The 15,691-nt window shown below is 60.9% G+C and carries 8 protein-coding genes and 1 other RNA gene; 6 read left to right on the top strand and 3 right to left on the bottom strand.

Annotated elements, in window-relative coordinates; all coding sequences use genetic code 11:
- Positions 1–73: 73 nt before the first annotated feature.
- From ligA to F8N82_RS16550, 6 genes are all read left to right on the top strand, one after another.
- Positions 74–2,428: an NAD-dependent DNA ligase LigA gene (ligA, locus tag F8N82_RS16575; RefSeq protein WP_038996283.1), complete on the top strand. Its 2,355-nt coding sequence runs from the start codon at positions 74–76 to the stop codon at positions 2,426–2,428.
- 60 nt (positions 2,429–2,488) lie between these two features.
- Positions 2,489–3,646 carry a zinc-binding metallopeptidase family protein gene (locus F8N82_RS16570; RefSeq protein WP_038996281.1) on the top strand — a complete coding sequence of 386 codons (1,158 nt, stop codon included), beginning with the start codon at positions 2,489–2,491 and terminating at the stop codon, positions 3,644–3,646.
- A gap of 97 nt (positions 3,647–3,743) precedes the next feature.
- An RNA gene (gene ffs, locus F8N82_RS16565) (signal recognition particle sRNA small type) lies at positions 3,744–3,840 on the top strand.
- Between the two features lie 132 nt (positions 3,841–3,972).
- Positions 3,973–8,610: a dermonecrotic toxin domain-containing protein gene (locus F8N82_RS16560; protein WP_080764781.1), complete on the top strand. Its 4,638-nt coding sequence runs from the start codon at positions 3,973–3,975 to the stop codon at positions 8,608–8,610.
- A 94-nt stretch (positions 8,611–8,704) separates the two neighbouring features.
- A complete protein-coding gene (dnaX, locus tag F8N82_RS16555) occupies positions 8,705–10,711 on the top strand; it encodes a DNA polymerase III subunit gamma/tau (RefSeq protein WP_038996278.1) in 2,007 nt (668 codons plus the stop codon).
- 69 nt (positions 10,712–10,780) lie between these two features.
- The gene (locus tag F8N82_RS16550; protein WP_010226011.1) at positions 10,781–11,107 is read left to right on the top strand and encodes a YbaB/EbfC family nucleoid-associated protein; all 327 of its coding nucleotides are present in this window, start codon (positions 10,781–10,783) and stop codon (positions 11,105–11,107) included.
- Positions 11,108–11,163: 56 nt separating this feature from the next.
- Here F8N82_RS16550 and F8N82_RS16545 read toward each other — a convergent pair whose 3' ends face one another.
- From F8N82_RS16545 to F8N82_RS16535, 3 genes are all read right to left on the bottom strand, one after another.
- The gene (locus F8N82_RS16545) at positions 11,164–12,246 is read right to left on the bottom strand and encodes a fimbrial protein (protein WP_080764780.1); all 1,083 of its coding nucleotides are present in this window, start codon (positions 12,244–12,246) and stop codon (positions 11,164–11,166) included.
- A gap of 14 nt (positions 12,247–12,260) precedes the next feature.
- On the bottom strand, positions 12,261–14,822 hold the full coding sequence (locus tag F8N82_RS16540) for a fimbria/pilus outer membrane usher protein (protein ID WP_224793724.1): 2,562 nt from the start codon (positions 14,820–14,822) through the stop codon (positions 12,261–12,263).
- A gap of 99 nt (positions 14,823–14,921) precedes the next feature.
- Positions 14,922–15,662, bottom strand: a complete 741-nt coding sequence (locus F8N82_RS16535) for a fimbrial biogenesis chaperone (RefSeq protein ID WP_052251550.1) — start codon at positions 15,660–15,662, stop codon at positions 14,922–14,924.
- Between the last annotated feature and the right edge of the window lie 29 nt (positions 15,663–15,691).

The raw sequence follows: 15,691 nt of genomic DNA, 5'->3' as shown, positions 1-15,691 counted from the left end.
GGGCTTGCCCCGCGATAAGAAACACGCAAGAGCAGCCAAGGCTGCTCTTTTGCTTTGCAAGAGATGACACACCATGACCGCCGAATCCCGAATCCTTGAACTGCGTGCCGAACTCGATCAGCACAACTACCGCTACTACGTGCTCGATGAGCCGAGCGTGCCTGACGCCGAATACGACCGGCTGTTCAACGAGCTCAAAGCCCTGGAAGCCGAACACCCGCAGCTGGTGACCGCTGACTCGCCAACCCAGCGCGTCGGCGGTTCGGCCTTGTCGGCGTTCAGCCAGGTGCGCCACGAAGTGCCGATGCTCAGCCTTGGCAACGCCTTCGAAGAGAACGACCTGCGCGAGTTCGACCGCCGGGTGGTTGAGGGCCTGGACCTGCCGGCTGGTGATCTGCTCGGCGATGGCGAGGCGGTTGATTACAGCTGCGAACCCAAGCTCGACGGCTTGGCCGTCAGCCTGCTGTACCGCGACGGGCAACTGGTGCAGGGCGCCACACGTGGCGACGGCACCACCGGTGAAGACATCAGCGTCAACGTGCGCACTGTGCGCAACATCCCGCTCAAGCTGCAGGGCGAGGGCTGGCCGGCGGTACTGGAAGTGCGTGGCGAGGTGTTCATGTCCAAGGCCGGGTTCGAGCGCCTGAACCAGGCGCAGATCGAAGCCGGTGGCAAAACTTTCGCCAACCCGCGCAACGCCGCGGCCGGCAGCCTGCGTCAGCTCGATTCGAAGATCACTGCCAGCCGCCCGCTGGAATTCTGCTGCTACGGCGTCGGCCAGGTGTCGGCGCCGATTGCCGACACCCATACTGGCACCCTGGAGCAACTCAAGGCCTGGGGCATGCCGATCAGCCGCGAGCTGCGCCATGCCGCCGGCGTGGCCGAGTGCCTGGAGTACTATCGCGACATCGGCGCACGGCGCAATGACCTGCCTTACGAGATCGACGGCGTGGTGTTCAAGGTCAACAGCCTCGCCTCCCAGCGTGAGCTGGGCTTCCGTGCCCGGGAGCCGCGCTGGGCGATTGCCCACAAGTTCCCGGCCATGGAAGAGCTGACCGAAGTGCTGGATGTCGAGTTCCAGGTCGGTCGAACCGGCGCGGTAACCCCCGTGGCCCGGCTCAAGCCGGTCAAGGTGGCGGGCGTGACGGTGTCCAACGCGACCTTGCACAACATGGACGAAGTGGCGCGTCTGGGCCTGATGATCGGTGACACGGTGATCATCCGCCGCGCCGGCGATGTGATCCCGCAGGTCATGCAAGTGGTCACCGAACGCCGTCCCGAAGACGCCCGTCCGGTACACATTCCCACCGAGTGCCCAGTGTGCGGTTCGCAGGTCGAACGCACCCAGCTGGTCAAGCGCAGCAAGGGCAAAGAGACCGTCAGCGAAGGCGCGGTGTACCGCTGCGTTGGCCGCCTGGCCTGCGCCGCGCAGCTCAAGCAGGCGATCATCCACTATGTGTCGCGCCGGGCCATGGACATCGAAGGCCTGGGCGAGAAGAGCGTCGAGCAACTGGTGGATGAGGGCCTGATCCGCTCGCCCGCCGATCTCTACCAACTGACTTTCGAGCAGATCGTCGATCTTGAGGGCTTTGCCGAGCTGTCGAGCAAGAACCTGCTGGCCGCCATCGAGGCCAGCAAGAATCCGGGGCTGGCGCGCTTTATCTATGCCTTGGGTATTCCCGATGTCGGTGAGGAAACCGCCAAGGTTCTCGCTCGCTCGCTGGGCTCGTTGCAGCGGGTCATGGCCGCCTTGCCGCAAGTGCTGACCTACCTGCCGGATATCGGCCTGGAAGTGGCCCACGAGATCCACAGCTTTTTCGAAGACGAACACAACCGCACCGTTATCGCCCAGTTGCTCGAACGTGGCCTGCAGTTGCAGGACGAGGGCGAGCTGGGCGCCGAGTTTGCGGCCAGCACTACCCTGGCCGGGTTGATTGCCAAGCTGGATATCCCGTCAGTCGGGCCAACCGGCGCCGAGAAACTGGTGGCCAAGCTCGACAGCCTGGAGAAGATCATTGCCGCCGACGGCATCGACCTGCGTCAGGCCCTGGCGGCCAAGCCGGCCGAAGCGGTGCGCGCGTTCTTCCAGGTGCCTGAGAACGCCGCCCTGGCCCTGGCGATCGAAGCTCAATTGCGCGACTTCGGCATGCACTGGTCGAGCGCGAAGAAGGTCGCCGAGGGCTTGCCCCTGGCCGGCCAGACCTGGGTACTGACCGGCTCGCTGGAGCGCATGAGCCGCGACGTGGCCAAGGACAAGCTGGAAAGCCTCGGGGCCAAGGTTGCCGGCTCCGTGTCGGCCAAGACCCACTGCGTGGTCGCAGGTCCCGGCGCTGGCTCCAAGCTGGCCAAGGCCAATGAGCTGGGCTTGAAAGTGCTGGATGAAGATGCCTTTGTCGGCTTCCTGGCCGGGCACGGCATCGAGGTATAAACGCGGCACGCGGGGTACTGGCCATGGTCTAGTCTTGGCAAGCAGCCAGGAGGGATCGCCATGTACCGCTTTTTCGAACAGCTGGGCGCCAGGATCGCGGCGCCCTTTGTCAGCCAGCAGCAACACCCGGATCGGGTCTGGCAATGCCAGTGTGGGCAGTCGGTGTTCTTTCGCAACAGCCAGTGCCTGGCTTGCCAGTCGGCATTGGGCTTTTGGCCGGCGAGCAATCGGGTTGCCAGCTTGATGCCGGGGCCCGGCGCAGGCCTCTGGCTGCTCGACGGTGAAGTTCGATGCGGACCCTTGCGCCGCTGTGCCAATCTCGACACGCCCGCAGCCTGCAATTGGCTGCTGGCTGCTGATGAGCCGCACAGCCTGTGCCTCGCCTGTCGCCTGAACCGGACCATCCCCGACCTTTCAGTCAACGAAAATCACCTGCGCTGGCGCAAGCTGGAAACCGCCAAGCGCCGGCTAGTGGCCCAACTGATGCACCTGGGCTTGCCGATCGAACCCAAGCAAGAGGACGATGGACCAGGCCTGGCGTTTGATTTCATCGGTGTTGATCTGGAAGGCAACGCGCCGACCACCGGGCATGCCAACGGCTTGATCACCCTGGACGTGCGCGAGGCTGACGATGACTGGCGTGAGCGGGTGAGGGTGCAACTGCATGAGCCCTATCGAACGCTGCTGGGGCATCTGCGTCACGAAGTCGGTCACTACTACTGGGACCGCCTGATCGCCGGTAGTGACTGGCTCGGCGGCTTTCGCGAGCTGTTTGGCGACGAGCGTGAAAGCTACAGTGAAGCACTGGAACGTCACTATCAACAGGGGGCCCCCAGCGATTGGGCCGCTGCCCATGTCAGTGCCTATGCCACCATGCACCCCTGGGAAGACTGGGCCGAGACCTGGGCGCACTATCTGCACATTACCGATGCGGTCGATACCGCCCTGGCGCTGGGTATGAACGCCAAGGCGCTGGAGCTCGATTACCCGGCGTTTTCCTCAGAGGCGCTGTACCGCGCGGACGAGCCTGGCGCGCCGGCATTTCTGGCGTTGATCAACGCCTGGCTGGAGTTGTCAGCGATGCTCAACGAGCTGTCGCGCAGCATGGGTCAGCCGGATTTCTACCCCTTCGTGCTACCGGCGGCGGTGGTTGCCAAGTTGCATTTCATTCACCTGTGCGTGACCTCGGAAGGTGGGCAGCAATTGCCAAGTCATTGAGCTGCTATGATTTTTTCACGCTCAAGGGTTGTAACTTGGTTTAATGCCGGTACAATGGCGCGGCTCGTCGCCAGATGAGCATGCGTTATGGTGGCCCCATCGGTCCCCCCGCAACGATTACCCGTGAACCTGGTCAGATCCGGAAGGAAGCAGCCACAGCGGGAACATTGTGTGCCGGGGTGTGGCTGGTGGGGCCGCCTCCATTCTGCTACCCCCCTTTCCCAGTACCTATCGCTCCCTCAGTTCAATCTGTGTGGTAGCTGTGTACCACTTGAATACCTTGCAAAGCGCTTAACGTCCCTGGCTCCAACTACGGGAGTTCGCTGATGCAGGATTCAACCGCCAATTCGTCTTCAGGACATGCCGATACCCTCTCTTCGGCAAATTTTCATGTGCAGTTTGTCCGTGATCAGATACCCATCTGGTTGCGTATCGCCGATCCAGCGGTGCTGGCAAAGTTGGCCGCCAGTCTTCGTGCCAGCCACACCAGCAACTTGCAGCGCTCACGCTTGCTCGCGCCTTTGCAGCGGCTGGATGCCTTTGCCGCGCCGTTGTTCTCACAGGCTGTGCAACGTCGCTACGGCTGTGAACTGCCGCAAGACACCGTGTATTTCTTGCGCACCACCACTGCTCTGCAGGGGTTCACTCTGCCGAGCTATAGAGCGTTGTGGAGACGCCACTATCAGCATCAGAGCCTGTTGCAAGCAGCCCTGCACAATTTCGACGAACTTCAGGCTGCCCCCGGTAGTTCCTTGTTGCGTGAATCCACGCTGCGCAGGGGCAATACGGTATGGGATAAGGTCCCGGTGGAGAGCTTCGTCGATTTTTGTCGGGAACTGGATCTTGGCGGGCAGTACCTCAGGCATTTGCGTGGCGTTTTCTATGCTGCGGACGGGGGGCGCCCATCGTCTGCAATCAGCAATGCCTTCGCCGAGTGTGACCGTTATGGGTTGGAAGTGGATGCCCACCTGGCCTTGATCAAGGGGGATATCAGTGCGGCGTTGCACCACTGCGTGCTGGAGCTTGCCTCGGGCAAAAGTCAGGTCAGCTATGAAGGGGTGCCCTTCGTACCCAAGCGTCTCAAGCTTGCCGGTATTGAAATTACGGGCGTGACCTTGTTCGAAGCCCGTTACAACCCGCCGTCACCGTTGGCTGGTCTGGTCCGTCCCTGGTTGAGTTTGGTGCTGCACATTCCTGGCGATCGTATCGCGCCTCTGAGGGCGTATTCGAGTTGGACCGAGCTTGAGAAAGACCTGGCTGGGCGTCTGGCAAATTCGGGGTATCAGCATTCCTTCATCAGAAGGGTCATTCGCCGCAAGTGGCCGGCATTGGTCCAGGCGCTGAGGCAACGGCTTTATGAGGGAGGTGGCGCGATGCGAGTGGTTCGCGCCGAGCCCGACCTGGCGCTGGATGCGTTGTCACTTGAGCAGGGCATGTACGACCACCTTTTGACGCAGCGTCTGGCGCAGATGGAGGACGATGCCCGCTTCTGTGCCGTACCCACTGCCGAGCAGGATGCCCAGGCACGGCATGCTGTGTTGCAGAAGGCCTTGGATATCGGTCTGGATGTTCTCGGGCTTGCGGCGTTCGTGCTCCCGGGCGTGGGCGAGTTGCTTTTGGGGGTGACCGCTGCGCAGTTGATGGGCGAGGTATTCACCGGGTTGCAGGACTGGGCACAAGGCGATGTTCATGAAGCCTTCAACTGCCTCACCCATGTCATTGAAGAGGTGGCGGGGCTGGCTGTCGGCGCAGTAGTGGTGAGCACGGCCAGCAGCCTGGTCAAGAATTCGGCACTGTTCAAGGCGCTCGTGCGCGTTCATCGTAGCGATGGTTCCAGGCGCCTGTGGCGTGCCGACCTTGCACCCTATGCCAGGCGCCTTGACCCTTCCCAGGTGGGTGAAGCCAATGCCCAGGGTATTTACCAATTCGGCGCCGAGCAGTTCATCAGTATCGATGGTCACTTCTACGCTGTGCAGCAGGGCTTGCGCCCGGGAGAGTGGCGCATTCGTCATCCGCTGCGTGATGGTGGCTGGGAGCCAGTGGTCGAGCACAACGCTCAGGGCGCCTGGCGCTGTGATTTCGACTCGCCTCATCGATGGCCGGACGCCGCCTATGCATTGCGCCGGTTTGGCCCCCGGTTCAGTGATTTCAATGATCAGGAAATCGAGGCCATGCTGAACATCTGCGGCCTGGATCTTGGCCAATTGCGCCAGTTGCACCTGCAGCGTCAGCCGGTCCCGGCTGCGTTGCTGGAACTGTGCAGTCGGGCCCGCCTGCGCAGTCGCCTGGAGCAATTCGAACAGCAGCTCATGGGTGCCCCGGAACACGCTCAGGAGGCGTTCAGTCTGCTGGCGTTGCAGCGCTTGCCCGGTTGGCCGCAATGGCGACGACTGGAAATCGTCAGCCAGCTGCAGGCCGAATCGCCGGAGGTACTGCAGTTGTTGCGTAGCGAAGTGGATGAGCAGGGTGTGCTTGCCAGTTTCCATGGTGCTTTGTCTGATGATGAGCAGGCGCTGCTGAATGTGCGGCAGGCAGGGGAGCAAAGTGCGGCGCAGGCCATGGGCAAGCAAATGTCCCTGTGGCTGCAAGCGCACCGGGCCAGTTTCTTTGATCGTTGCCTGGCGATTGAGCAACCTGTCGGGACCTCGCCGTTGCAACTGCAGTTTCCCGGGCTCGCTCCCGAACTGGTGGCCCGAATCGAAGCCGAAGCCAGTGAGGTTGAACGTCAGCGTATGAGCGATGATCGCCATGTTCCGTTGCGGTTGGCAGAGCAAGCTGCACAAGCCTTGCGTGAGGCACGGCTTGACCGGGCCCTGGAAGGTTTTTTCTGGCCGCAAGCGAACAATGCCGATTGCAATGTGTTGATGCTGCATGCAGTGCAAAAAGACCCGCATTGGCCGCAGGGGTTAAGGTTGCAGATCGAGGGGCCGGCAACCCCTGGAGTACGGCGTTTGTTTTACCGCAACGATCGCTTCATTGTTGAAGAACACTCGGATGATCCACCAGAGGGGCTGCTGCCGTTGGCCCTCAGGCTTGCCGGGATTGTACCGGAGCAAGGTCAACAGGCATTTAGTGCCACCCTGGGGAGCCGGGTAGCCGCGCAACGCGGTGTTGCCTTTGAGGTACTGGGTGTTGCTGAGCGCGGTGGCTGGAATGCGCCTCAGCGCTGGGCGGACAGGCGGATAGGCTATCCATTGAGCGGACGCGGGGCCGTGCGGGTGCGTCTGGCCAGTCTGGAAGAGCAGTTGCTGGAGCTTTATCCGGATTTTGATCGGGCGCAGATCGATGCTTTTTTCGCACCTTATCGTGCGGCGCCTGCCCAGGCGCTGGCGTTGTTGCACCGATTGAATGAAGAGCTGCGTGGTTTGCGCGTGACGTTGCGGCGCTGGCAGGAGCAGGCCACCAGTAGTCGCGTCAACGCCAATCGTCAGCAAGTGAGCGCGGTATTGATTGCTGCCTGGCAGCGCCGGTTGACCCGGATTCAAACCTCTTTCGGTATACATCTGGGTTACAGGCTGTCATTGCATGGCTTGTATGTCGAAAGCTTGCCGAGCCTGGTAGCGGACTTCAGCCATGTGGTTGAGCTGGAACTGTCTGCCTTGGGGTTGCGGGACGTCGAGCCGGGCTTTCTTAGTCGATTCGGGCGAGTTCGTTATCTTGACCTTTCCAACAATGCGTTGACGCGTTTCCCTCAAGTGCTGGAGGGGGCGACTTCATTGCGCCATTTATCGCTGCGCGGCAATGCTGTCATCCTCGATGAGTCAGGTGCCGGGCAACTGAGGGCGTTGTGGCAACTCGAGACCATTGACCTTACCGGCAATCCGCTTGGGCGCTTGCCTGACGTGGGGGGGATGGCGCATTTGCGTCGCTTGCAACTGCGTGCTACGGGTATTTTCGAAGTGCCGGGTGGGCTTGTCGATCGCCCCTATCTGGAAGAAGTGGACCTGCGTGACAACCGTATTAACCAGCTTGCCCCAGGCTTTCTTGATGAGCCTCGGGATTTTCTGCGGCGAATACATCTTGACGGTAACCCACTGGCGCCCGCGCAGCGACGTCTTTTGCGGGCGCGGCAGAATGTTTTGCCGATGTTTGTACCTGCCCTGGATGCGGGAGGGCGGTTTTGGATTATTGACAGTGTTGATAGGCAAGTGCTTGAGCGGTATTGGTTGCGATTGCAGCGCGAGCCCGAGGCTGAAGCGCTTTTTTCGCTGTTCGAGCACTTGGCGGCAGTCGGTCAGGCCCATAACGTTGTACCGGAACTTCGCGTGCGCGTGCAGGGGCTATTGCGTTCGATGGCACGTAGTGGGATGGGGCGCGAACTGGCGGCCCTGGTCGCATCGAGTGCGCCGCAGGTTGATGCGATGACGCTGTTGGGTCGATTGGAACTGCGAGTCGATGCAGCCCGTGCGCTATCAAGTTCGCTTGCGCAAGCCTCGCCCGCCGCATTACTGAGCTACGCCCGTGGGAGTCTGCGTTTACAGCGCCTGGAGGCGTTCGTGATACAACTCATTGACCAGACTGCGCAGTGGGCCGGGCGTCGACTGGAAGTGTTTGAAAGCTATCGTTTCGCCTTGGGCGAGCGTCTCGGTCTGGCGGGGCAGGCACTGAACCTGGGGGCTGATGACATCCGCGTGGGTGAGGAGCAGATGCGTACGGCCCAGGCTTATGTGGAGTCGTTTGACGATGTTCAATTGTCCTGCGTTCTGATTCGGGACAGGTACTGGGTACAGTACATTCGTCAGCGGCATGACCAGGCCTGGCATGAGCTGGAGAATCAGTTCGTCATGCGCGCCCACCGCCAGCGCTTGCGCGAAGGCGGCCGCGCGCCGGCAGAACGCGAGCGTTTGGAGCAGGGGCGTCAGTTGCAGCAGGCTGAAGATGAAGTGGCCTTGCTCATGCAATTGACCCGTGCCGAACTGGGCTTGCCCTTTGATCCGGGCAGTGCCCCGCGCCGTGGTGGTTGAACCGACAGCCACTGCGCATTGACGAGCGGGGTGCAATTTTGCCCCTGCTCCGCTACGATTAGCGGTCTTCAGCTTGCAGTCGCGACGGTTTTCGATGAGTTATCAGGTTCTTGCACGTAAATGGCGTCCGCGCTCGTTCCGCGAAATGGTCGGCCAGACCCATGTGCTCAAGGCCTTGATCAACGCGCTGGACAACCAGCGACTGCACCATGCCTACCTGTTTACCGGTACCCGCGGCGTGGGCAAGACCACCATCGCGCGGATCATCGCCAAGTGCCTTAACTGTGAAACCGGTATCACCTCGACCCCTTGCGGTACCTGTTCGGTATGCCGGGAGATCGACGAGGGGCGCTTTGTCGACCTGATCGAGATCGACGCCGCCAGCCGCACCAAGGTCGAAGATACCCGCGAGTTGCTCGACAATGTGCAGTACGCGCCGAGCCGCGGGCGCTTCAAGGTCTACCTGATCGACGAAGTGCACATGCTTTCCAGCCACTCGTTCAACGCCTTGTTGAAAACCCTGGAAGAGCCGCCGCCCTACGTCAAGTTCATCCTGGCCACCACCGACCCGCAGAAGCTGCCGGCGACCATTCTCTCGCGCTGCCTGCAGTTCTCGCTGAAGAACATGACCCCCGAGCGGGTAGTCGAGCACCTGAGCCATGTGCTCGGTGCTGAAAACGTTCCCTTCGAAGACGATGCCCTGTGGCTGCTCGGCCGCGCAGCTGATGGTTCCATGCGCGATGCCATGAGCCTGACCGACCAGGCCATCGCCTTTGGTGAAGGCAAGGTGCTGGCAGCGGATGTGCGAGCGATGCTCGGGACCCTGGACCACGGTCAGGTCTACGGAGTGCTTCAGGCCCTTTTGGAGGGCGATGCGCGTGCCTTGCTCGAGGCCGTTCGCCACCTGGCAGAACAGGGGCCGGACTGGAATGGCGTACTGGCCGAGATGCTCAACGTGCTGCACCGCGTGGCCGTTGCCCAGGCACTGCCGGAGGCAGTGGACAACGGTCAGGGCGATCGTGATCGGGTCCTGGCTTTGGCCCAGGCGCTGCCGGCCGAAGATGTGCAGTTCTATTACCAGATGGGCCTGATCGGCCGCCGCGACCTGCCGTTGGCGCCAGATCCGCGTGGCGGCTTCGAGATGGTCCTGTTGCGCATGCTGGCGTTCCGTCCTGCTGATACCGACGACGCGCCGAAACCGGTGCTAAAGCCGGTGGGGATCAGCCAGGCCACAGCTGATTCTGCAAGCGCGGTGGCAGCAGCCCCCCAGGCTGCGCCTGCCGTGGCGGTTGCAGAGGTTGCAGCCCCGGCGCCAGTGCTGGCTGAGCCTGAACCCATTGCGATACCTGAGCCAGAACCAGCGCCCGAACCGGTCGAGGTTCATGCCCCTGAGCCGGTTGTCGACCTGCCCTGGAATGAGCCGGTTGCAGCAGAGCCTGAGCCGCTTGCCGTCGAGCAGCCTGAGCCAGCACCAGTACCAGTAGCCGCAGCCATAGAGGCGCCACCACACGACGACGGCATCGGCTACAGCCCTGCCGGTATGGACCGCGACGACGAGCCGCCGCTGGATGAAGACTATTACGAGCCGGAGCTGGACCCGGCCAGCTACAGTTATCTGGATGAGCTGGCCATCGAGCATGCCCACGAAGTCGACGCGCCGCCTGCCGAGCCGTTGCCGGCTGCGCAACCGGCCACGGGCCTGGCGCTGAAATGGCTGGAATTGTTCCCGCAGTTGCCGATCTCCGGGATGACCGGCAATATCGCCGCCAACTGTACGCTGATCAGCGCCGAAGGCGACGACTGGCTGCTGCACCTGGACCCGGCCCACAGCGCCCTGTTCAACAGCACGCAGCAGCGGCGCCTGAACGATGCGTTGAACCAGCAACTGGGTCGTACGCTCAAACTGACTATCGAGCTGATTCGCCCGGAACAGGAAACTCCCGCCCAGGCTGCAGCCCGCAAGCGTGCTCAGCGTCAGGGCCAGGCTGAGGCCTCAATCCAGGATGATCCGCTGATCCAGCAGATGATTCAGCAGTTTGGCGCTATGGTCCGCCACGATACGATTGAACCTGTCGACGCCCCGGTTGCCCAGGGCGAGTAACGGATAAACAGCAGCGGCCCGGGCCTGACCCGCGCCGCACCCCGTAAGCCAATATTTGAGGTGATCCCCATGATGAAAGGTGGCATGGCCGGCCTGATGAAGCAGGCTCAGCAGATGCAAGAAAAAATGGCCAAGATGCAGGAAGAGCTGGCCAACGCCGAAGTGACCGGCCAATCCGGCGCCGGCCTGGTCAGCGTGGTGATGACCGGTCGTCACGACGTCAAACGTATCAGCCTGGACGACAGCCTGATGCAGGAAGACAAGGAAGTGCTCGAAGACCTGATCGCCGCCGCCGTCAACGACGCCGTGCGCAAGGTCGAAGCCAACAGTCAGGAAAAAATGGGCGGCATGACCGCCGGCATGCAGTTGCCACCAGGCTTCAAGATGCCGTTCTGAAGCAGCGCTTCACTGAAAATGCCAGGCCTGTGCCTGGCATTTTTTTGCCTGTGGTTTCAGTTGTAACTCATGGTGAAGCTGGCCTGGCCTTGGGCGGTGCCGGCCCGGACGTTCGAGCTTGTCTGGATGAACCGGGCGCGCAAGGGAAGGGTAAAGCTTGGGGTGCCCGTATAGATCGTTCCGGCATGTTGCGGCTGGTGCAGGTTAATTGGGTTGTTGTCGGCCTTGAGCACCTGGATGCCGATCCCGCTTGCTTGAGAGCCTGGCGCCAGGCCCAAGATGTTGGAGGTGTTGTTCGCCGAGTGGGTGTCCCTGAGGGAGTAGTTGATCGAAAGCCGCCCGCCGGATCCGCCGCCTGAGCAGTTCAGGTGAATGTTGAAGGGCACGGGCGTTGTGGTTTTGTTGATCTGGTTGAAAAAGTACTGAGGGTGGCTGCCGAGGGCGACCGCAATGTTCTGTGAGCCTGAGTTGACGGCGCAGGTGGGGTTGGCGGAGATGATTCGGATGCTGGTATTGGAGAGCAGTATGTTTTTCGACCTGACCCCACCCAGATAGCCATCGACCAAGGGTGAATCCATCTGCAATGTTGCGTTGGGCAGTGCTCCGCTTCTGGTCTTGATCAATTCCAGCTTGTAGTTCATCCAGTACTGGTAGATGACGATGCCGCTGGAACTCTGACTGAGTCGGGGCCACACGTATGTCCAGTATCCGTTACCTACAGGCGTGTGTTCGGTTGCGGTGACCTTCACCCCTATACCATCAACATTGGTGCTGTAGATTGAGTTCCCGAGAGGGCTCAAATGCATGGCTCGGCGATATCCCCAATGTTTGTAGTGGTGACCAAAGCAACTGATGGATGTCGTGGAGGTACTGGCCTGGCTGCTGTGCAGCACTGTTCCTGGTGGGGCGGACGGGACAACAGTGAGCTGGCTGGGCATTGCAAGTGTGGCAAGGCCTCCATTCCCTGTTTTCAGCTTGCAGCCAAAGGTGCGATCCGAAGTCGCGTGTGAAGAAGAAACGGTATTGGATTGAAGTACGAGCACTGCCTCTGGTGTGTCTTGTGCGGCGTTTGCCGCGGTCGCCAGAGTTATGCCAGCAACGGTTGCCCATTTGAGGCGTGAATCGATGGTGTTATGCATGGGAGAGGATTCCGTCAGGGCGTGCAGATGCCTTCGAGGTGCCGCAGGTTTTTGGTGTTCTGGCGCTTGCGAAGGTCCAGGGTGTAGGCAATACGGCAAGTTTTTTCATGTTGTTTACCCCAGCGAACTTGAAGTACGCCCTTTGGTGCCAAGCCACGAACGAAGGCTTGGCTGCCTTGACCAACAACGCCGAGTTCGTTCCCCGCGTCGTCCTCTATCACGCTGCCAAAAGGAATGAGCTCGTTGTCGGGATGGCTGATCTGAACGACCGCGGACACGCCATAGGTCGTAGGAAATTCCAACAGCGCGATAGCTCCAGCGCGCGGTACTGTCTGTTGTGTCGTGCCGTTTAGCTCGACATCGGTAGGCAACCCCCTAGGGTTCAGCTCAATCTTGTTGCTTCGATAGGGCGTCAGGCTGGGTATCACGGCATAGCCCTGGCGATCTATGCTCACTGCCGTGTACGAACTGAGTTGGGCGCCATGGGCATTTTCAGCTTTGGCCAGGCCAAAAGTGTCGCCAAGCGGCTGTGACAATGTCACGCCGCCGGCATGAGCAACGATGGCCCCGCGGGCGCCAAGCGAGCTTTGTGAGACGTTGCTGCCATGACTGAGCGAGCCGCTGAACTCGGCAATCGGACTGCGGTAAAGCAGATTGCCACTCAGGTTGCTGTTGCCTTCGCCATGATTGCGGTCGTGGCTGGTCGTTACACCGTAGCTCAAACGATTCTCGGCGTCGGCGATGCCGGTCAGGGTGGTTTGTACCTGGCTGTGGCCTTGCTGATTGCGTGAGGCACTGGCGTTGAGGGTTTGCGACCGGTCGGCCCCCAGCGGCAGGGAGAGCGTCAGGTTGAGGACATTGTCACGCCGCCCGGAAGCGGTGCGCTCTCTTGCGGCTGACAAGCCGTAGGTCAAACGTTTGAAGTGGTTGCTGTAGCCCAGCGAATAGTTGACGTCAGTGCCCGGGTAGTTCCAGTAACGGGTTGCCGAGGCCGTCAGGTGCAGTTGGCCGTAGCGTTCGGCCAAAGGTTGGCCGAGGGTGAGTGCGCTGCGACTGCGCTGGTGGAGAAAGTCCAGGCTGTGGCTGGTGCCGCGCAGGTATTGGCGATTGAGGAAGGCGTCTTCGAGATTGAAGTAGCCCTGGGTGGAATAGCGGTGGGTGGCCAGGGCAATTTGCGTATCGGTGGTGTTCAGGGTCTTGGCGTAGCTCAGGCGCAGGCTTTGGCCTCGCTGGCTGCCCAGGCCCGGCAGGTGGGTGCGTGCCTGGGTGACATCCAGGCCGAAGGCGCCCAGGCCAGTGTTCAGCGCCCCTCCCAGCAGGAACGCCCCATAGCCCGAGGCGAAGGTCAGGCCGCTGTAGGAACTGAGCAGATTGTTCAGGCCATACTGCCAGTTGCCTTCAGCGAACACCGGCTCGCTCACCAGGCGCTGATTCTGCAGGGTGCCGAAGGTTGCGCTGTAGCGCTGCTGCCCTGGGCGCAACGACAGGGGGACGGCCGTATAGGGGACCGAGAAGCTGCGCACCTGGCCATCGGCTTCGGTGATCACCACCTCGAGGTCGCCGCCGTAGCCTGGGGCTTGCAGGTCGTCGATCTCGAACGCCCCCGGGGCGACGGTGGACTCGTGCAAGATGACGCCGCGCTGGCGCACCACTACCCGCGCATTGCTGTTGGCCACACCCCGGACCACCGGGGCAAAACCGCTCTGCGAGTGCGGTAGCATGCGGTCATCACTGGCCAGGCGCGCCCCGATGAAACTGACGGAGTCGAACAGATCACCCGGCGTGTAGGTCTCTCCCAAGGTCAACTGCGATGACCAGGAGGTGATGTCCCGTTGCGCGTAGCTGGACTGGCTCTGGTAGCGCCGCTGGCCCTGGTTGCTCCAGGCCAGGGCTCCATCATGGCGCAGGCGCCAGTCGCCCAGGTTGACTCCGGTGTTCAGGCCCAGGTAGCCCTGGGTTTGCAGTCCCTCCTGTTGGTTGCGGGGTTTGAGGTTGTAGACATTCAGGTTGTAGCCGGCGAAGCCTGCTGTAATGCCGCTGTCCCACTGGCTGGGGTCGACATAGTCGACGCTGGTGCGTTTGAGCCCGACCTGCGCAATGCTCAGGGACAGTTGCTGGCTGCTGAAATCGAACTCACTGAAGGCATCATCCAGTAGTACCTCGATTGGCAGGCACCGGTCTCTCTGCAGTTGTGCGGTGTGCTCGATGGAAAGTCGTTCGGTGGCAATGCCCAACCTGTGCAGCAAGGCCAGGTCAAAGCAGGCAACAGCGTCCTGTTCGGGGCCCTGGCTCTGGAAGGGAATATCCAGGCGGCCTTGCCATTGCTGGTTGATGAACACTTCGATGTTGTGGTTGCCGGCGGCGACGATGTTGCGTTTCTCAAAGCGTGACAGGTCGACTGGCAAGGCTGCGCCGTTGCTTAGAAATGCCGATTCGAATTGTACTGCCGAGGGTTCCGGTGTATCGGCCAGGGCTAACGGTGACAGGCTGACGAAGCTGAGCGAACCCAGAAAAAGAGTGGTTCGCCCACGGGTCAACCCGCCCGGGGTGTCACTAAGTGGGCAAGTGCGAGTCATGAGGGTCTGTAAATATTGAAACAGTGATAAAAGAGCGCCGCAGTCAGTACCGTGCCCGCGCGGTGGTCACGGGGTGTTCAGTCGCTGGGCGCAAAGAGTTCAGAGGGACTTTGAGTAATCCGCAGTGGCGGTATTGTCTTCGCCGGCGCCATGGTCATTGATGCTGATGAAGTTAACGTTGACGGGGGTGGTTGGCGGTGTTTTAAAACGTTCCGATGTGCTGAAAGTTTCACTGGAAAAGGGCGCGACGTGACCACTTCCAAACATCAGTTTATGACCATTGGATTCAATTTCGATGTGGCCGATATTGACGAAGTAAGCAGTAGGGTTGTCAGCTTTTAATGTCCATTTTTTGTCGGCTTTAATTAACGTCCAGTGGATGGCATTGGCGGATTCGTTAACATGACCGGGTAACTTGGCCGGGCGATAGAGCACTTTGATACGGGAACGGAAGGCAAATTGAAGATAATTCTCGCCCTCTGCTTTGGGAGGGACTTCGAGAAGGTTGAACCAGTACAGGGTCTCGCGATCCTCCGCCATTTTGGTACCGTTATGCAGCAGGCGGATGGTCTGCCCCTTGCCTCCCTCGATACGGGCTATGGCCGGGGTAACGACGAACGGCATCTGGAGGGTTTCCGGGGCGGCCTTGCTGTCTCCGTCGTCGAGCCAGAGCTGGACCAGGGTGGGATTTTTCGCCTTGTTCTCCAGGCCAATGGTGGCTTCACCCTGTTCGGCGGGAAAGATGATGCGGGTGTTGGAGATGACGACACTGGCCTGGGCGGCAGTGATGCAGCTCAGCCAGGTTGCCGCCAGGAGAAACAGCTTGGGTATCGAGGTCATGTGTAATCAGTCGCGTGAGAGGTTCGTAG

Origin of the sequence: Pseudomonas fluorescens (genome assembly GCF_902497775.2) — a bacterium.
Taxonomy (GTDB): domain Bacteria; phylum Pseudomonadota; class Gammaproteobacteria; order Pseudomonadales; family Pseudomonadaceae; genus Aquipseudomonas; species Aquipseudomonas putida_F.
Note: the sequence above shows the minus strand (reverse complement) of the source record. Positions and strands in the feature narration are given on the sequence as shown.